The organism is Bartonella quintana, from assembly GCF_009936175.1.
In the GTDB taxonomy this organism is placed as follows: Bacteria; Pseudomonadota; Alphaproteobacteria; order Rhizobiales; family Rhizobiaceae; genus Bartonella; species Bartonella quintana.
Genome location: NZ_AP019773.1, coordinates 608,880 through 626,265 on the forward strand (window position 1 = coordinate 608,880; position 17,386 = coordinate 626,265).

The window sequence follows — 17,386 nt, forward strand, 5'->3', positions numbered from 1 at the left end:
GAGCTTTGGAATTTAAATTAAATTTTTAATTACCCATTGCTTTTTTGAGATTTTCATGAATTTTATCGAGGAAGCCTGTTGTAGAAAGCCATTTTTGTTTAGGTCCAATCAAAAGTGCGAGATCTTTGGTCATAAAACCTTCTTCAACAGTCTTAATACAAACTTCTTCCAATGTTGTGGCAAAGTTTTTTAATTTCTCATTGTTATCAAGTTTGGCACGATGCGTCAGGCCACGTGTCCATGCAAAAATAGATGCAATAGAATTTGTTGATGTTTCTTCATTTTTTTGATACTGACGGTAATGGCGTGTCACTGTACCGTGTGCAGCTTCTGCTTCAACAATTTTACCGTCTGGTGTCATGAGAACAGAAGTCATAAGACCAAGGGAACCAAAGCCTTGAGCAACGATATCAGACTGAACATCACCATCATAATTTTTACATGCCCACACGTAGCCACCTGACCATTTAAGTGCAGAAGCAACCATGTCATCAATGAGGCGGTGTTCGTAATGTAATTTACGATTTTCAAATTCAGCTTTAAATTCAGCATCGAATATTTCTTGAAAGATATCTTTAAAACGGCCATCGTAAGATTTCAGTATGGTGTTTTTTGTTGAAAGATAGACTGGAACATTCCGCTGTAGTCCATAATTAAAAGATGCTCGAGCAAAATCACAAATTGATTCATCAAGGTTATACATAGCCATGGCGACCCCTGCACTTGGGGCGTCAAAAACATCATGTTCGATAACTTGATTGTCATCGCCGATAAATTTAATACTTAACTTTCCCTTGCCAGGAAATTTGAAATCAGTTGCCTTATACTGATCACCAAAAGCATGACGTCCGATAATAATTGGTTTGGTCCAGTTAGGAACGAGACGTGGGACATTTTTGCAGATAATCGGTTCGCGAAAAATGACTCCCCCTAAAATATTGCGGATCGTGCCATTGGGTGATTTCCACATTTTTTTTAGGTTAAACTCTTTGACTCGTGCTTCATCAGGCGTGATGGTTGCACATTTTATACCAACCCCATATTTTTTGATAGCATTCGCAGAATCGATAGTTACTTGATCATTGGTTGTATCTCGATTTTCGACAGAAAGATCGTAATATTTAAGGTCAATGTCGAGATAAGGATAGATCAGTTTGTCTTTGATATATTTCCAGATGATACGGGTCATCTCATCCCCATCAATTTCAACAATGGGGTTTTGCACTTTGATCTTTACCATTAGAAATCCTTTTTCGTTCAAGTGATATTATTTTATAGCACTTTCAGACTTATAATGAAAAGGAAAAACAGGGATGATAGAGGGGCATTTAATGTGATAGGGTTAGAATATCTCCTTAATAAAATGTAAAATTTATTGAAGAACTCATGTCTTGCAGATATGGCTGAGAATGAGGTGCATCTGCAGCATTTAATCTTCTTTAAAGATTGACAAAAAGTATTTACTAGTTGGAATGGAAAAAAAGATCATAGAGCTGTCTGCTGTAGATCAAGAAACAGCATGCCTTTTGCCTTTTAATAAAAGAAATGGATGCTTGTCGTAAAGTTTTTAAAATGAAACTTGCTGATTCTTTTAGCCGTCAAATTGTTGGTATATTTGTTGGAACTTTGGATAATTTTTCACAACAGAACCTAGCAGAATTAAAAAAAATTATTAGGCAAGGCTGGTAAAAAAGAACGCATTTGTAGAGCTACGTTTGAAAATCCTATTTCCTCACTGTTATTGACACATCTATTATCTTTAACAAGATAAATAAAATCAATACATTAAGTGATATAAAAAAGAGCATGGTACGCCCAAGGGGAATCGAACCCCTGTTTCCGCCGTGAAAGGGCGGCGTCCTAACCGCTAGACGATGGGCGCAAACCAATGATGAGGCTTATAGAGAGGATCTTTTTACTTCGCAAGCCCTCTACGTAATTTTTTTGAAAAAAACAATGTTTTATTAAATTATTTTCTGAGTACGTCTATATTACTTCTCGGCAGGATTATTTTTTTAGAGTTGTGCATGAGAAAATGTAGAGAGCGATTATAACGGTTGATGCAAGTTTTGATGTTAGAACTACCATAATTGAATGCTCCTTTTTTATTATTTCTGATTTGAAGAATAGAAGAAAAGGATAAAATCAGCAGGATTTTGCTGTACTGTGAATTTTTTTGTGTCATCTGACTGTTTTTTGTGGAGTGTGTGCGTGGTGAAACTATTGTTTTACTTGCTTAAAGAGATTTCGAAAAAGAGTGTTTGTCTGGGATTTTCAGTAAAGCAAAAAGCTCTTTCAGAGCAGTTTATTGAAATAGAACGACAGCGCTTATTGCTAAGTTAATAAATGATGTAATGGTGTAAAAGCTGTCTCTCTGCTAGCTGTAGATTCGTTTAATAAAATGAAAGAGAATGGGTATTGTAAAAACAAAAAACCATTGAAGCAGATTGAGCCAGGCAGAAGTCAATAATCACTTTATTTTCATATTCCTTTCTCCATGCCTGAATAAGAAAATTTGGGAAAAATTTAAGGCTTCTTGCTTGCTCTTCACTTAATATCTGAACAATCTTTGTCTGAAAGTTATTCTGTATGCGGAGAGTTGATTGAAGTATGTGCTACGGTAATTTGCTAAAATTTCAAAGTTTTGTCGATTCAGTTTATGTCAAATGTTTAGAGGCTAAAATCTTTTCGTTCTTCTAAATTTTGCAATATTTCAGGATTGGATTCTCCACAAGTCAAGGATTATGTTCTGCTTTGATGTCAGGCTCTATTTAGATATTATCCACATAGGGCATTAAGACTTTGAGTTTAAAAAAGATATTTCTGAAAAAGCTTAAACTATACAATGGGAGGAAGAGATGTGGTTGTGGTATTGTATTCTTTTTCAGTTTATTCTATCTATTCTGTTCATTTACCATATACGCGAATGTTGTTGTTTCAATGCTTGTTAAATCGGATAAGATATTTTTATTTGTGCTTAATCAAGTCATCGATATTTTCTAGCGCGCTGTTTTTTTATTTCTCTGACAAAGTTTTTTTTTGCTAAAAAGTAAAGCCTTTTTTTATCCAATTTTTTAAAGATAATCCAGATCTATAAATTTTGAAATTTCTCATTGAGAGTGTCTGTAGTCGCTTATAGTTTATATGTAAAAATTTTTCAATTTTAGAATCGTAGAAAAGGTTTTTTTCTTAAGCAATGGATGGTTTATCATTTTGTTTTTTATAAAATTTTCTTTAGATTATAGAACATTTCTATTTTAAATCAGTTATTTTTACATATGCATTAAAAGTTTAATGTTTTTTTATTACTATCGTTTGAAAGATATATAACTAAAGAGATGCGATGTTAAAAATTGAGGGAATTTTACCTGTTTATTGCCAATTTTCAATATCTGGATCAGTTGTTTTTAGAGGGACTCTTAGTTTTTGAAAAATATGAATATTCATGTTCTTGAGGAATTTCTGTTGAACAAGCGGCTTTTATTGTACTAGAAAAAAGTTGAGTTGAATAGAGCAGATAACTTCTTTGAATTGTATTTGATTATAAAAATTGTTTGCGTTGATTTGTGTATCACTTAGATGTTTTTCAGTGAAAATAAAAGATAAACAGTGAGAAAATGGCAGATGCCTTAAAAATTGGCATTCGAGGCCTCGGTACGGTTGGTATTTCAGTATTCGGATTTTACGTGAAAAAGCAAAAAGTTTGGCTTCCTACTGTGAAAGACCAATCAAAGTTGTTGCTTGTTAGCACGCATGATAAAGATCGTAACCGTGGAATTGATTTGGGTGATGTCAAATGGTTTGATTCACTTGTAGAAATGGCAGTATCTGGTAAAATTGACGTTTTTGTTGAGTTAATTAGAGGTGAATTAGATGTTGTGCATGGAGCTGTTGAGAAAGCGCTTGAGGTGAGGAATCATGTTGTTACTGCCAATAAAGCTCTTCTGGCTAAACATGAGATGGAATTTGCTTTCATTCAGAAGAAAAACGTCTTTTCTTCATTTTAAAGCTGCCGTTGCGGGTGGAATTTCTGTTATAAAAGCGATGGAAGAATCACTTTCCAGTAGTCATATGTCAGGAATTTATTGCATTCTAAATGGAACCTGCAACTATATATTAACACGCATATTTACTGAAGGTCTTTCATTTAAAGATTGTTTGGCAGATGCATAGAGACTCGGTTATGCCGAAGCTGATACGATTTTTGATATTGGGGGAAATGACTTCGCTCATAAATTAGCTTTATTGACAAGTTTGGCATTTGGACAGCAATTTCTTTAGATGATATTTATGTTGAAGGGATTCGCAATATTTCGCGGATTAATATTCGCGCGGCTGATGACATTGGGTTATCGGATTAAGCTATTAAGGTTTACATTAAAAATCGATTTTGGAATCGAGTAATGTGTTCACCCAACAAGGGTCCCAACATCATCAATGATTGCATAGATTCATGTTGTGGCGAATCTCTTTCTATTCAAAGCTGATCTCTTAGGTGAATTATCGTTTTCAGGTCCTGGTGCTGGAGAAGCGGCAACAGCATAAGCGGTTATTGATGATTTAGTTGACATAGCAAAAGCAACTTCTGATTTTCAGTATGTACCTGTTTTAGGAAGATCAGCATTGGAGCTTTCTCCTCGTAAAAAAGCATGTATTTCTTATCATGCAGGTGGCTATTTTATTCGTTTGAGCATTCATGATCGCGTTGGTATTTTTGCAGCTGTTGCAAGGCATATGGCTGATAATAACAGCTTATTCGAGTCGATTGTTCAAAGACCTTTTGTAGAAAGTCAAATTGTAAAAACAAAAACAATCATTTTAATAACGCATGAAACAATGGAAGTGAATGTACGACAAGCACTTGCAGCAGTTGAAAAAGATGGTTATCTTGTTGCAAAAATCTCAATTCATTCGCATTGAACGTACGGCGTAAAATTGATGATTTGTTGTATAATGGCAAAAAGAGAGCTCGAGTGCTTTTTCTCTTGAGGAATCTCTTATTTTTGCGAAAAGCTTTATTCTTAATGTTTGACAATGAATGCTAACATTTTTGCAGAACTCAGTCGGTAGGATTTTTTATATGCCTTCAACTCAGAAAATTTTAAATGGACTTGATCGTAGTCTAACACTTGAATTGGTACGTGTAACTGAACGCGCTGCTGTTGCAGCTGCACGCTGGCGCGGGCGGGGTGATGAAAAGGCTGCTGATCAAGCTGCTGTAGATGCAATGCGTCAAGAACTTAATCGATTGCCTGTTGATGGTACAGTAGTGATTGGTGAAGGTGAGCGTGATGAAGCTCCTATGCTTTATATTGGAGAAAAAGTAGGTCTTCAAAATGGACTGGCGATTGATATTGCGCTTGATCCACTTGAGGGAACAACAATTTGTGCTAAAAATCTTGCTAATTCCTTAGCTGTTGTTGCAATTGCGGAAAGGGGTAACTTACTTTATGCTCCTGACGTTTATATGAGAAAAATTGCTATTGGTCCCGGTTATCCAAAGGGGTTGGTTGATATCGATGCTTGTCCTGCGGACAATGTTCACGCTCTTGCAAAGGCTAAGGGAGTGGCTGTTAATCAGATTACTGTTTGTATTATGGATCGGCCTCGCCACGAAAAACTGATTGATGAAGTACGGGCAACAGGAGCATCAATTCGTTTAATTGGTGATGGAGATGTTGCTGCCGTTATTGATACAACTGATTCAGATGAAACCGGCATTGATATCTATATGGGCATTGGTGGAGCGCCAGAAGGCGTATTAGCTGCCGCAGCTTTACGCTGCATTGGTGGGCAGATGCAAGGACGTTTACAGCTTGATACAGAAGAAAAAATCGCACGTGCAGCCACGATGGGAATCGATAATCCTCATAAAGTTTATACAATGGAGGAAATGGCGAAAGGTGATGTTTTATTTTCTGCAACAGGTGTCACTGATGGGAATATGCTTTCTGGTGTTAAATTTACTCCTCGTTACATTCAAACGGAAACTCTTGTGATGCGTTCACATACTGGTACAATCCGTAAGATCAAAACACAGCATAGAAACCATTCAAAATTTGATTAATGCCTTTTTTTGTTTTAGCCAATTAGAAAAATAATAGGGTATCTTTTTTTCAAAAGGACGCTTCCATAAAAGGGTTTAAGAATGCGTTTATGGAAGTGTTTGGAGGATATATTTTTTATAGTTATGAAAGCTGGACAAAATGTACCCAGCCATTTTTATCTTCTATATTTCCTTTTTGAAGGTCAACCAATTGTGTACGAATTTTTTGCGTAATCTTACCGATCATTTCATTTCCAATTATGAACTCCCCACCTTTATATTTGAAGCGACCGATTGATGTGACAACAGCGGCAGTACCACAAGCAAAAACTTCTTTAAGATGACCCTTGTGTGCATCTTCCTGGAGCGATTCAAAAGAATAAGGGCGTTCTTCTATCATTAAACCCATTTGTTGCGCCAATTTCAAAATTGAATGACGTGTTATTCCTGGAAGAATGGTGCCATTAAGTGCAGGTGTTACAAGTGTATTATCTGCCATAATAAAGCAAACATTCATACCACCAAGCTCTTCAATCCATTTATGTTCAATCATATCAAGAAAAAGCACTTGGCTACAATTGTTTTCAGTTGCATTTTTTTGTGCAAGTAAGCTTGCTGCATAGTTTCCACCACATTTCGCAGCACCGGTTCCCCCTGGACCAGCTCGGCTATGATCTGTTTCAATCCATACACTGATAGGTTTTTCTTCTCCTTTGAAATATGATTCAACAGGAGATGCTATGATACAGAAAAGATATTCTTCAGAAGGGCGAACTCCCAAAAAATTTTGATTGCCAAACATGAATGGACGTATGTAGAGGCTAGCATTGGGATTTCCAGAAACCCACTTCTGATCAATTCTTACTAATTGATGAATGGCATCTAAAAAAATGTCCTTTGGTAATTCTGGCATGGCTAATCGTCTTGCCGACTCTATAAAACGTTGCGCATTGGCATCAGGGCGGAATAACAAAATGCGTCCATCTTTTGCGCGATAGGCTTTTAAACCTTCAAAAATCTCTTGCGCATAATGCAAAACGGTACTTGCTGGATTAATTTCTAGGGATTTGTATTGAGAGATGACAGCGTTATGCCAACCTTTATCTTTGGTCCATTTAATGATCCCCATGTGATCTGTAAAAAATCGGCCAAAACCAGGATTTTTTAGAATACTTTCACGTTTCTCGTCTGATAAAGGTGATGGGTGTTTTTCTATTTTAAACGAAATTGATGATGTAGGAGATTTCATAAATTAAACCTTTTAGAATATGCTTTATTCCTAGGTATTTTTTATTATAAAAAATAACGAAATGCTTTCATTACAACTTTATTATTAGCAAATCATTTGTGTCAATGCCTTCTTATAGAATTGAAAGAAAAGGCTCTTGAGAGATATTTTGTTAATGTTTTCATGGTTTTGCTTCTAGATTTTATCAAGTAATCTGGAACCTTTATACATCTTTGTCGTTTTCCGAAATAAGTGTCTGAATGATTCCCTATATGCATATCTTGTAACTTAAAGGTAGAGGAATTGAGAAAAGGAATTACTATGATTGATAGAAATTACCATACATACGAAGAACGTATAGCCGCAGAAAAGAAAGAGCGTGAACAGCATAATTCAATTGGTAAAGGTATTCTTGCCATTCTTCTTGCGCTTTTTATTATCTGGTTTATTTTCGGCTTCTTAGGATCTTTTTTTGAAAAATCTCCTGAAGGTATATCTCACCACTATAACACTCCAGAATCGAATCAAACAACAAAAAGTCCGGAAAAAGATTTAAATCCAACATCTCCGGTACCTTATACCTATAAAGACACGACTTCATCTTTATTTTATGAACCAAATCCTTCAGAGCAAAGAAACCAACCCAACGTGGATCACAAAGAGTAAAATCATCTTAAGTGCATGAGCCAGGAAAAGTTTGAGACAATTTTAATTTCTGAAATTAATCAATTGTTAGCAAAACAAACAGTGCGAGGGTTTTTAAAACCGTCGCATTATTTGTTTAGCGTGTGACGAAACAACTTCCTCCAGAATTTTTGATGTCTTCACAAAGGCTTATAGCTTCATTACGGTTTTGTGTTTGAATACGAACACGGTAATAGGTTCCTTTTCTTGGTATAAGAGCAGATTGAATATTCAAAGAACGAGCACCGATAAGGAATCCAAATCTGGACTTCATATTTTTCAAGGAATTTTTAGCTAGCGCATGCGTAGGTAGGGATGCAAGTTGTACGTAATAATTTTCTGAATTTTGTGTGCCTACTCGGACTGGTGGAGTTGGGCGAGAGGCAGCATGTATTTGATCCTGTGAATTGCTCTTTGCATGTGAAGGAGTTGGTATAAATGGATTTTCAATTTCTCCCTCAATATTAGAGGAAGAAGCATTTTCAGCGATTATTTTATCAATATTATTCATCAGCTTCTGTTCTGCTTCTTCGTGATTTGTATCAGAAAAGTGCGAAGAAACTGAAGCAGTGTCTTGATCTATAGGAGCTTGATCAATCCTTTCTTCAAGTTTATCAGCAGTTTTTCTCTCTGTGTGATGTATTGGCGCGAGTACAACTGTGCCATCTTGTTTTACAATAACAGTTTGTACTTCTTGTGTTGGAATAGTGTGATTGATGGCTTCTGTCACTGCATTTTCAACATCAGATTTATCAAGAGAAGAAGAGGAAATGCTTGTGGATTCCTGCTGATTTAATGTTGCTAACTCTTTAGGCAATTCAGAATTATCAATAAGAAATTGTTGTGTATTTTCTTGTTTTTCATTTTCTCCAGTTGTTTGTTTATAAATATCTAAATTATGCGCAACGTCATCTTTTTTTTCAGTTGATTCTTGTTTGAATTTAAAAGGCGTATTTTCAGCGCGGATAATGGGGGTGCTTTCATTTTTTTGTGATGGCATAAAAAAGCTAAAATAACCAATAAAACCAGTTGCTAAAAGGATAAGAAAAACAAAACTTCTTGTAAGAGTTTTACCAACAATAAAACTTTTTAAGGGAGGAGTGGTTGATGCATGAGTGGGGATTTCATCTACCCCTTTGGATGATAAATTCTCGGTAAGAGAGCAGGAATGATCCCCTATATCGTCAGCAGAGAAATAGTTAGCACTCTGCTCTTTGGAATTTATATTTATATACGCATCCTCTCTTGGATTGTGAACGGTTTGATGAAAGATTTCATTGAGGACTTCATTTTTCTGTTGTCGCCGCGAAAAATCTTCTGCTGGAACATTTCCTACATTGAATACATCAGCAAGTTCTTCTTTCAAACCATCAGGAGGTACATCATATTCTGGGAGTTCTGGAACCATAATTGGCCCAGTTTTTTCTACGATTTCCTCTGCAAATTTAGAAGTATCAACATTTGGCGGGGGAGTGTCCCTGTGCGTAGTGTTATGAGCAAAAAAACTATCTGTTTGTGTGGTATTATGGATTTTCGATGAGGGAGGCGTACCACTTAAATTGTTTTGATGATACAGAACCTCTTTTTCATTGTTTTGCTCAGAGATAGTTTCATCATTATTGATGTATTGGGTTTGAGTGTCACCATATGTGTGAGTTTTTGCAGTATAAACTTCTTGTTTTAAGAATTTTTCCTCATAAAATTGAGGATAATCATGAGTATGATCCTTTTGTGGAAAGCCTTTTAAATCAGATGGATTATTATCAATTTGTATTGAATCCAAAAGTGATGGGACGTCACTTGTTAATTCATTTCTTGCAGTGTCCTGTTTTTCTGAAATAAGGTTAGCAGATGAGAAGCCAGTGTTTGCACCCATGGAAGGATTTGGAGCACTGGCATAATATTCTTCAATCCAATTTTCTTGATCAGCCGAAACTTTATAGGAATGGTTTAGAGGAATGTCATGGAGGCTTTGATTGTCATCACAATTTTGTTGTATAGTCTGTAGATTTGGCTGTTGCGCAATTGTTTGTGAAAAAGGGTTGGCTTGTTCATCGGGTTTTGAAGGAGCTTTTTTATTATTGTGCTTATCAGATTCATCAAAAAAGAAATTTTCTGATTGTGGACGGAAATTCCTTTTTTCAAAAGAGTGATGAGTACGAGTTGGTATTGTTTTATTTTGAGGTAATTGATTCTTTTGAATAGGTAAGGGAGAAAGTGCATCTAAAATTTGCTCTTCATCATTACCAATAGGTGAAGAATGTACTTCTTCAGATTCTTCAGACAAAAAACTATTTTGTTCTAAATGGTTGAAAGAAGCAGTTTGAGTAATATCTGAAGTCGGTTCATTGCTGGTTTTGTGCAAGTCCCACTTCTTCTTTTGATCATCAATTAGATTATTCTCAAGTTCCGCTTCTAGAAAAGGTAAATCAAAATCATCACCATGGAATGAAGTTTTAGAGGTCTGAGAGATTGACCGATCAGTCTGTAAAAAGGACGGATCTTTTTGATTTTCACTTTGTTTGTTTGGATTAAAAATTCGCGTAAGTTTTTCTAAAGGATTATTGTGTTCATGATCCTGTTTCGTTTCGCGCGAATTTTTGCGATCGTTATCGCTCATAGCTTTTCTCACATGATAATTTGCATCTGTGTGCAATAAATGGTTAATTTTAATTTTTTATTTAATTATAAATTTTCCCCCGCCTATAAAAGGATACATGAAAAAGTTTATCAATAAAGTACTCATTTTATGTATTTATAGAACTTTTTCAACGCATTTCTGTTGCTGCTTCGATTCCTACAATTGCAAGTCCTGATGATAAAATATTCATGATCGCTTGTATTAATCCCAATCTGGCAAATGAGAGTTCTTTATCATCAGGCTGAATAAAGCGTAAATCGAAATTATCACTCCCTTTATTCCAATGGGCGTGAAAGCTGGAAGCAAGATCATAGAGATAAAACGCCAATCGATGTGGTTCTTTATGAACTACGGCTTGTTCAATGATGCGTGGATATTCAGAAAGTTTGCGTATTAAGAATATCTCATTATCGTCTGTTAATCGATTAAGATGTGCAATCATTGTGTCATTTGAAACATTTTCAATACGGAAAATCTCTTGCGCTTGACGAAAAACTGAGTGACAACGTGCACTTGCATATTGTACGTAAAAGATAGGGTTATCTTTTGATTGTTCTGTTACTTTTGCAAAATCAAAATCAAGAGGTGCTTCACACTTACGGTACAGCATCATAAAACGCACTGGATCACGGCCGACTTCTTCTACAACATCACGTAAAGTTATAAATGATCCTGCTCTTTTCGACATGCGTACAGGGTGACCATTGCGAAAGAGTTTTACCAATTGACATAAAAAAACGCTCAATTTAGCACTATTGCCAGAAATTGCTTTTGCCATCGCCTCCAACCGCTTTACATAACCAGCGTGATCTGCACCTAAAATATAAATCATTTCATCAAAATGACGATTGAATTTATCACGAAAATAAGCAACATCAGCAGCAAAATAAGTGTAAGAACCATCAGATTTAACTAAGACACGGTCCTGATCATCTCCAACATCAGTGGAACGGAACAAAGTTTGTTCACGTGGTTCCCAGTCTTCTGTGTTTTGTCCTTTTGGTGGTGGGAGCTCACCTTTGTAGATATAGCCGTTTAAAGTAAGATCATTAATCGTGTTACGAATAGCGCGCGCATTATCAGCATAAAGCATCCGCTCAGAGAAAAAGATATCATGATAAATATTAAGGGCAGCTAAATCTTTGCGAATCATTGACATCATTGCATAAATTGCACGTTCTTTCACTATCGATAAAGCTTCGTCTTTATCGATAGTGAGTAATTGATCACTAAACTCTTGAGCAAGCGATTGTCCCAATGGTATCAAATATTCACCAGGATACAGTCCTTCTGGAATTTCATTAATTTTTTGTCCAAGGGCTTCGCGATAACGCAACAGTACGGAATGGGCTAGTACTTCAATTTGTTTACCAGCATCATTGATATAATATTCTTTCGTAATGTTATAGCCAACAAATTGAAGCAAATTGGAAAGCACATCTCCAAAAACGGCACCCCGGCAATGTCCTACATGCATGGGACCTGTCGGATTTGCTGATACATACTCAACATTAATGCGTTTTCCCTGTCCCATTGGAATACGGCCATAAGACGTACCTTTTTTAAGCATGGATTTTATTGCATCTTGCCAAAATGATTTTGTAAGCTTGATATTGATAAATCCAGGAGCGGCAATATCAATACAATCGATAGAGGAATCATTTTTGAGAAGTTCTATAATCTTTTCTGCAAGTGCATGCGGATTAAGTCCAATAGACTTTGCAAGCACCATGGCAGCATTGGTTGATAAATGGCCATGTGAGGAATCGCGTGGAGGATCAACGGTGATTTTTGATAAATTTAAATCTTCTCCATTTTTTCCTTTTATATCAGATAACTCTAGTGATTTTTTAATTTTTTTTTCGAAGTTTTTAAAGACATTCATATTCAACTTCCATCATGTGTTCAAAAGCGATTAAACGAAATTATTTGTGCAATCAAATAAACGCTGATATTCACGTAGAGCATAGTGATCGGTCATACCTGACAGAAAGTCCGCAATGAGACGTGCTAACTCTTTATTTGTTAAGTGAGCTGTTTTACTGTGCCAACTTTCAGGCATTACATTTGGATTTTTATAATAACAGTCAAATAACTTTTGTACAATGCATTTTGCCGCATTACGACGACTGAGGACTTGATCATGGTAATAAAGATTTTTAAACAGAAAGTTTTTTAGTTCTTTTTCGTAAACGGCCATTGTGGGCGAAAAGGTAACGATGGTTTGTTCTGCTTGTTGAACATCGCTTATGCTCGTTGGTTTGATGCGTGCCAAGTTTTCTTGTGATTGTTTGATAACATCTTCCACCATGGTTGTTATCTGTCTGCGCACCAGTTCGTAACCACGCCGAGTTTTATCGAGTTGTGGATGCTCTTTTTCTATATCTTGTAGTAATACTGCGGTTAATGAAACCTGTTCGAACTGACCAAGTGTTAAAAATTGCGACCGTAAGCCATCATCAATATCATGTGCATTATAAGCAATATCATCAGCAATAGCAGCACATTGTGCTTCTAGTCCCGCAAAGCAATTGAGCTTAAGATCTTGCTTTGTATTGTATTGTAGAATATCAATAGGCACATCTTTATTGTTCGCATAGGGACCTAAAAGGGGGCCGTTATGTTTGACAAGTCCTTCGAGTGTTTCCCAAGTCAGGTTAAGCCCATCAAAATTTGCATAGCGCTGTTCGAGTTTTGTAACAATGCGTAATGCTTGTGCATTATGATCAAAGCCGCCATAATGTGCCATTGCTTCATTGAGGGCATCTTCTCCTGCGTGGCCGAAAGGCGTATGTCCAAAGTCATGAGCAAGGGCAATAGCTTCGGCAAGATCCTCGTCAAGACAGAGCGCGCGGGCTAAGGTTCGTGCAATTTGAGAAACCTCTATCGAATGCGTCAGTCGTGTACGATAATGATCACTTTCATCAGCAATAAACACTTGGGTTTTATGTTTAAGACGTCGAAATGCATTAGAATGAATAATACGATCTCTATCTCGTTGAAAAGGTGATCGTATGGTACTCATAGTTTCATAGAATAATCTGCCGCGGCTTGTTTGCGGGTTGGCACTATAGATCGCTCGAGCTTGGGAATTAAAATTGATCTTGCTTATATGCATTGCAAGTTGTCCATTCTCATCGTAAATTTAGATTGTTGTTTGGGATACTCTTTCTTGACAGTTTAATACAAGGATATATAGAAAATGAATGTGAATATTTCAGATGTTGCTGCCAAGCGTATTGCACAGATACTTTTGAGTGAAACCGATAAAATAGGATTACGTATTTCCGTTGAAGGGGGTGGGTGTTCAGGTTTTTCTTATAAATATAATTTGGTTTCTGAAACGAGTGAAGATGATCTCGTTCTTAAAAAAGATGGGGCAGTTGTGTTCATTGATTCGCTATCACTTCCTTTTATGGAAGGGGCTGAAATTGATTTTGTTGATGATCTTATGGGACAGTCTTTTCAAATTCATAATCCTAATGCTGTCTCATCGTGCGGTTGCGGTGTGAGTTTTTCAATTTAGAATGGTAGCTTTGTAGTATTGCTTCTTGAAAAGATTATCACTTTGATCAACAATGCAAAAATGAATTTTCTTACAAAAACATTGCGCCAATGTTTATGGTTAGGCGTGGCACTTACCTTATTGATCTGGAGCCATTGTGCTTTTTCTGAAGAAGGGGGAGAGCAAGAGCTTCAAAAAGAACAATCAACAAATTTTATTTCAAAATCTCAAGATCATGAAAAAGAAAATTTAGTTTTTCAGTCCCAACTCATCTTGCATGCTCGATTAACAAACAGCAGTGAAAATGTTGTGAAAGGGCTCATATGGCGGGTTTATGCTCCTATCCTAGGAATCGATAATAAATTACCATTGATTGCAAGTTATGAGGGTGGTAGCGCGCATTTTAACCTAGAACCAGGAAGCTATCTTGTTCATGTTTCCTTTGGTCATGCAAGTGCAGTGCACCATATAAGTTTACAAAGCGGACAGAGTCTTGTTAAAAATTTTAATCTTGATGCTGGTGGCGTGCTTTTAAATGCTACATTGCTGAACGGCACAATCAATGAAAAGGAGTTACGTTTCACTATCTATGAGGATGAGAAAGAAAATGATGATACTGGTGTGATTTTATCAAATGTTAAACCTCTGTCAATTGTACGTTTGAAAGCTGGCCGCTATCATGTTGCTTCCCATTATGGTTCCATTAATGTTATTGTTCATTCAGATATCCAAGTGGATGCGGGTAAAATTACAGAAGTCACTCTTGAACATCAGGCAGCTCAAATTGTTTTTAAATTGGTACGGCAGGAAGGAGGGGAAGCACTTGCAGATACAAGCTGGTCTATCACCAATGATTCTGGTGATATCATTTACGAAACGGTTGGTGCTTATGTTTCACTCGTGTTAGCTGAGGGGAAGTATATTGCGATTGCTAAGAATAAGGATCAAATTTATCAAAAGGCTTTTTCGGTTGTGTCTGGCCATGATGAAGATATTAGTTTGGTGGCAAAAGTACAAAATATGCAACAAATTGATGAGGAAATGGATTAATGGTTGTGCATAGGCGTAAGCCATAATAGGAATTGGATAGAGGGTTTTGATTGTAGAAATTTCAACAGTTGGTGTGTTTTTTGCCGGTGCATTATCTTTTTTATCACCGTGTGTTTTGCCGTTAGTTCCTCCTTATTTATGCTATATGGCAGGTATTGGTATTGATGATTTTCGTTCAGAAAAGCATAACGAAAAAGTATTTATACGCTTAGCACTTTTATCTTCTGTTATTGCTTTTGTGCTTGGTTTTACAACCGTTTTTGTTGCTTTAGGTGCTAGTGCAAGCACAATTGGCAAGTTCATTGCTTATTATCGTGAGTGGTTTGTACTTACTGCTGGAATTATCATTATTATTTTTGGTTTGAATTTTTTGGGTCTTTTCAAGGTTGCTTTTTTATTTTGTGAAGCACGTTTTCAAACGCACAAAACGCCTGCTGGTCCTTTAGGAGCTTATGTTATTGGATTAGCTTTTGCATTTGGTTGGACACCGTGTATTAGTCCAATTTTAGGACCTGTCATAACCCTTGCTGGAACAAAAGAAACTGTGGGCGAGGGAGCTATCCTTTTAGGGGTTTATGCGTTAGGTCTTGGTGTGCCTTTTGTGATAGCAGCTTTATTTTCAAGCAGTTTTATGAGATTTTTAGGAGCTTTTTGTATTCATTTAGGAAAAGTTGAAAAAATTATTGGTATTTTTTTGATTATTACAGGTATTTCATTTTTAACAGGCTCTATGCAGAGTCTTTCATTTTGGTTTTTGGAACATTATCCTTCGTTAAGTCAGGTTGAAGGTATTCATTGGCATGATATTATGATTTTTTTGGGGTTTTCTCGTTAGTCTTATGAGTTTTACGATGAGAAGTTGTCTTTCTATTGTCCTTGCAGCGGGTGAAGGGACGCGCATGAAGTCGTCTCTTCCTAAAGTACTTCATAAAATTGCTGGATTACCACTTGTATGCCACGTCATAAAACAAATAGAATTAGCTGGCGCTTCACAGTTAGCAGTTGTTGTGGGGGCGGGCGCTCAAGATGTCACACATGTTGTGCAATCATTTATAAAAAGTGTGATGATTTTTGAACAAAAAGAACGTTTAGGGACTGCTCATGCTGTTTTATCTGCTCGCTTGGCTTTGCAAAAAGAGGTAGATGATGTTCTCATTGTTTTTGGTGATACTCCTTTGATTAAGCAAGATTCATTGCTAAAAGTTCGGGAGCAACTTGCCGTTGGAGCGGATGTTGTCGTTGCTGGTTTTTATGCTTCAGATCCAACAGGTTATGGGCGTCTTCTTGAGAAAAATGGTAAACTTATTGCGATTGTAGAAGAAAAAGATGCCAGCGATGAAGAAAAAAAGATCTCTTTTTGTAATGGCGGGATATTGGCTCTTAACGGAAAGCGAGCGCTTTCCCTTTTAGAGAAAGTTAATAACTACAATTCGAAGCAAGAATATTATCTAACAGATATCGTTTCAATTGCATCACGTGAAGGATTAGAGGTTCGAGTTGTTGAAGTGCCTTTTGACAATATTGTAGGAATTAATAACTGTTTTGAGCTTTTTGAAGCTGATTCTTTATGGCAAAAGCGGAAAGCCCGCGATTTAATGTTGTCTGGTGTTACAATACTTAAACCAGAAACTGTTTATTTTTCTTATGATACAGAGATTGAACAAGGGGTGGTGATTGAGCCAAATGTTTATTTTGGGTTGGGAGTAAAAGTGCAATCTGGTGCGGTTATTCATGCATTTAGTTATCTAGAAGGCGCTGTGGTTGGTATTGATGCTCAGATTGGGCCCTATGCACATTTGCGTCCTGGAACAGAGTTGGCGCGATCGGTAAAGATTGGAAACTTTTGTGAAGTCAAAAAAGCTAAAATAGGAGAAGCTTCCAAGATTAATCATTTAAGTTATATTGGCGATGCAGAAATTGGAACACAGACAAACATTGGAGCTGGTACGATTACTTGCAATTATGATGGATTTCACAAATATAAAATTGTAATTGGTGATCATGCTTTCATCGGATCTAATTCAGCGCTTGTTTCTCCATTGATGATAGGGAATGGTTCTTATATTGCTTCAGGCAGTGTTATCACTGAAGATGTTCCTATAAACAGTATGGCTTTTGGACGTGCACGACAAGTGACGAAAAAGGATTATGCAGCGAAATTGCGCGTGCGTTTATCAGAGAATCAACAGAAAAAGTAATCGTTTTTAGGCTGTTTTTTTGCATTATAGCAAT

The 17,386-nt window shown here is 36.5% G+C and carries 13 protein-coding genes, 1 tRNA gene and 1 pseudogene; 9 read left to right on the plus strand and 6 right to left on the minus strand.

Going from position 1 to position 17,386, the window contains the following annotated elements; translation table 11 throughout:
* Positions 1-25: 25 nt before the first annotated feature.
* Complete coding sequence (locus tag MF1_RS02415) at positions 26-1,240, minus strand: NADP-dependent isocitrate dehydrogenase (RefSeq protein ID WP_161510377.1); 1,215 nt, start codon at positions 1,238-1,240, stop codon at positions 26-28.
* 567 nt (positions 1,241-1,807) lie between these two features.
* Positions 1,808-1,882, minus strand: a tRNA-Glu gene (locus tag MF1_RS02420).
* A 1,735-nt stretch (positions 1,883-3,617) separates the two neighbouring features.
* On the opposite strand from MF1_RS02420, the gene MF1_RS07140 reads away from it, so the two are divergent.
* From MF1_RS07140 to glpX, 4 genes and pseudogenes are all read left to right on the plus strand, one after another.
* Positions 3,618-4,007 carry a hypothetical protein gene (locus tag MF1_RS07140; protein ID WP_342212007.1) on the plus strand — a complete coding sequence of 130 codons (390 nt, stop codon included), beginning with the start codon at positions 3,618-3,620 and terminating at the stop codon, positions 4,005-4,007.
* Positions 4,008-4,071: 64 nt separating this feature from the next.
* Positions 4,072-4,281, plus strand: a pseudogene (locus MF1_RS07145) (hypothetical protein).
* Positions 4,282-4,623: 342 nt separating this feature from the next.
* Positions 4,624-4,920 carry a hypothetical protein gene (locus MF1_RS07150; protein ID WP_014924191.1) on the plus strand — a complete coding sequence of 99 codons (297 nt, stop codon included), beginning with the start codon at positions 4,624-4,626 and terminating at the stop codon, positions 4,918-4,920.
* Between the two features lie 160 nt (positions 4,921-5,080).
* The gene (glpX, locus tag MF1_RS02430; RefSeq protein WP_014924190.1) at positions 5,081-6,067 is read left to right on the plus strand and encodes a class II fructose-bisphosphatase; all 987 of its coding nucleotides are present in this window, start codon (positions 5,081-5,083) and stop codon (positions 6,065-6,067) included.
* A gap of 121 nt (positions 6,068-6,188) precedes the next feature.
* Here the strand turns inward: glpX and MF1_RS02435 are convergent, their stop codons facing one another.
* Positions 6,189-7,295 carry a branched-chain amino acid aminotransferase gene (locus MF1_RS02435; protein ID WP_014924189.1) on the minus strand — a complete coding sequence of 369 codons (1,107 nt, stop codon included), beginning with the start codon at positions 7,293-7,295 and terminating at the stop codon, positions 6,189-6,191.
* A 300-nt stretch (positions 7,296-7,595) separates the two neighbouring features.
* Between MF1_RS02435 and MF1_RS02440 the strand changes: the two genes are divergently transcribed.
* Positions 7,596-7,940, plus strand: a complete 345-nt coding sequence (locus MF1_RS02440) for a hypothetical protein (RefSeq protein ID WP_161510378.1) — start codon at positions 7,596-7,598, stop codon at positions 7,938-7,940.
* Positions 7,941-8,055: 115 nt separating this feature from the next.
* Here the strand turns inward: MF1_RS02440 and MF1_RS02445 are convergent, their stop codons facing one another.
* The 3 genes from MF1_RS02445 to MF1_RS02455 all read right to left on the minus strand — a co-directional run bounded on the left by MF1_RS02445 (position 8,056) and on the right by MF1_RS02455 (position 13,717).
* Positions 8,056-10,578 carry an SPOR domain-containing protein gene (locus tag MF1_RS02445; protein WP_161510379.1) on the minus strand — a complete coding sequence of 841 codons (2,523 nt, stop codon included), beginning with the start codon at positions 10,576-10,578 and terminating at the stop codon, positions 8,056-8,058.
* 148 nt (positions 10,579-10,726) lie between these two features.
* The gene (gene argS / locus MF1_RS02450; RefSeq protein ID WP_161510380.1) at positions 10,727-12,484 is read right to left on the minus strand and encodes an arginine--tRNA ligase; all 1,758 of its coding nucleotides are present in this window, start codon (positions 12,482-12,484) and stop codon (positions 10,727-10,729) included.
* A 30-nt stretch (positions 12,485-12,514) separates the two neighbouring features.
* The gene (locus tag MF1_RS02455) at positions 12,515-13,717 is read right to left on the minus strand and encodes a deoxyguanosinetriphosphate triphosphohydrolase (RefSeq protein WP_161510381.1); all 1,203 of its coding nucleotides are present in this window, start codon (positions 13,715-13,717) and stop codon (positions 12,515-12,517) included.
* Positions 13,718-13,801: 84 nt separating this feature from the next.
* Between MF1_RS02455 and MF1_RS02460 the strand changes: the two genes are divergently transcribed.
* From MF1_RS02460 to glmU, 4 genes are read left to right on the plus strand one after another with little or no spacing between them, the layout of a single operon-like run.
* Positions 13,802-14,125: a HesB/IscA family protein gene (locus MF1_RS02460; RefSeq protein WP_011179503.1), complete on the plus strand. Its 324-nt coding sequence runs from the start codon at positions 13,802-13,804 to the stop codon at positions 14,123-14,125.
* A 60-nt stretch (positions 14,126-14,185) separates the two neighbouring features.
* Positions 14,186-15,154, plus strand: coding sequence for an RgsD C-terminal domain-containing protein (locus tag MF1_RS02465; protein ID WP_174235331.1), 969 nt, complete (start codon positions 14,186-14,188; stop codon positions 15,152-15,154).
* 46 nt (positions 15,155-15,200) lie between these two features.
* Positions 15,201-15,989: a cytochrome c biogenesis CcdA family protein gene (locus MF1_RS02470; RefSeq protein WP_161510383.1), complete on the plus strand. Its 789-nt coding sequence runs from the start codon at positions 15,201-15,203 to the stop codon at positions 15,987-15,989.
* Between the two features lie 16 nt (positions 15,990-16,005).
* A complete protein-coding gene (gene glmU, locus MF1_RS02475; RefSeq protein WP_042995399.1) occupies positions 16,006-17,352 on the plus strand; it encodes a bifunctional UDP-N-acetylglucosamine diphosphorylase/glucosamine-1-phosphate N-acetyltransferase GlmU in 1,347 nt (448 codons plus the stop codon).
* The last annotated feature ends 34 nt before the right edge of the window (positions 17,353-17,386 follow it).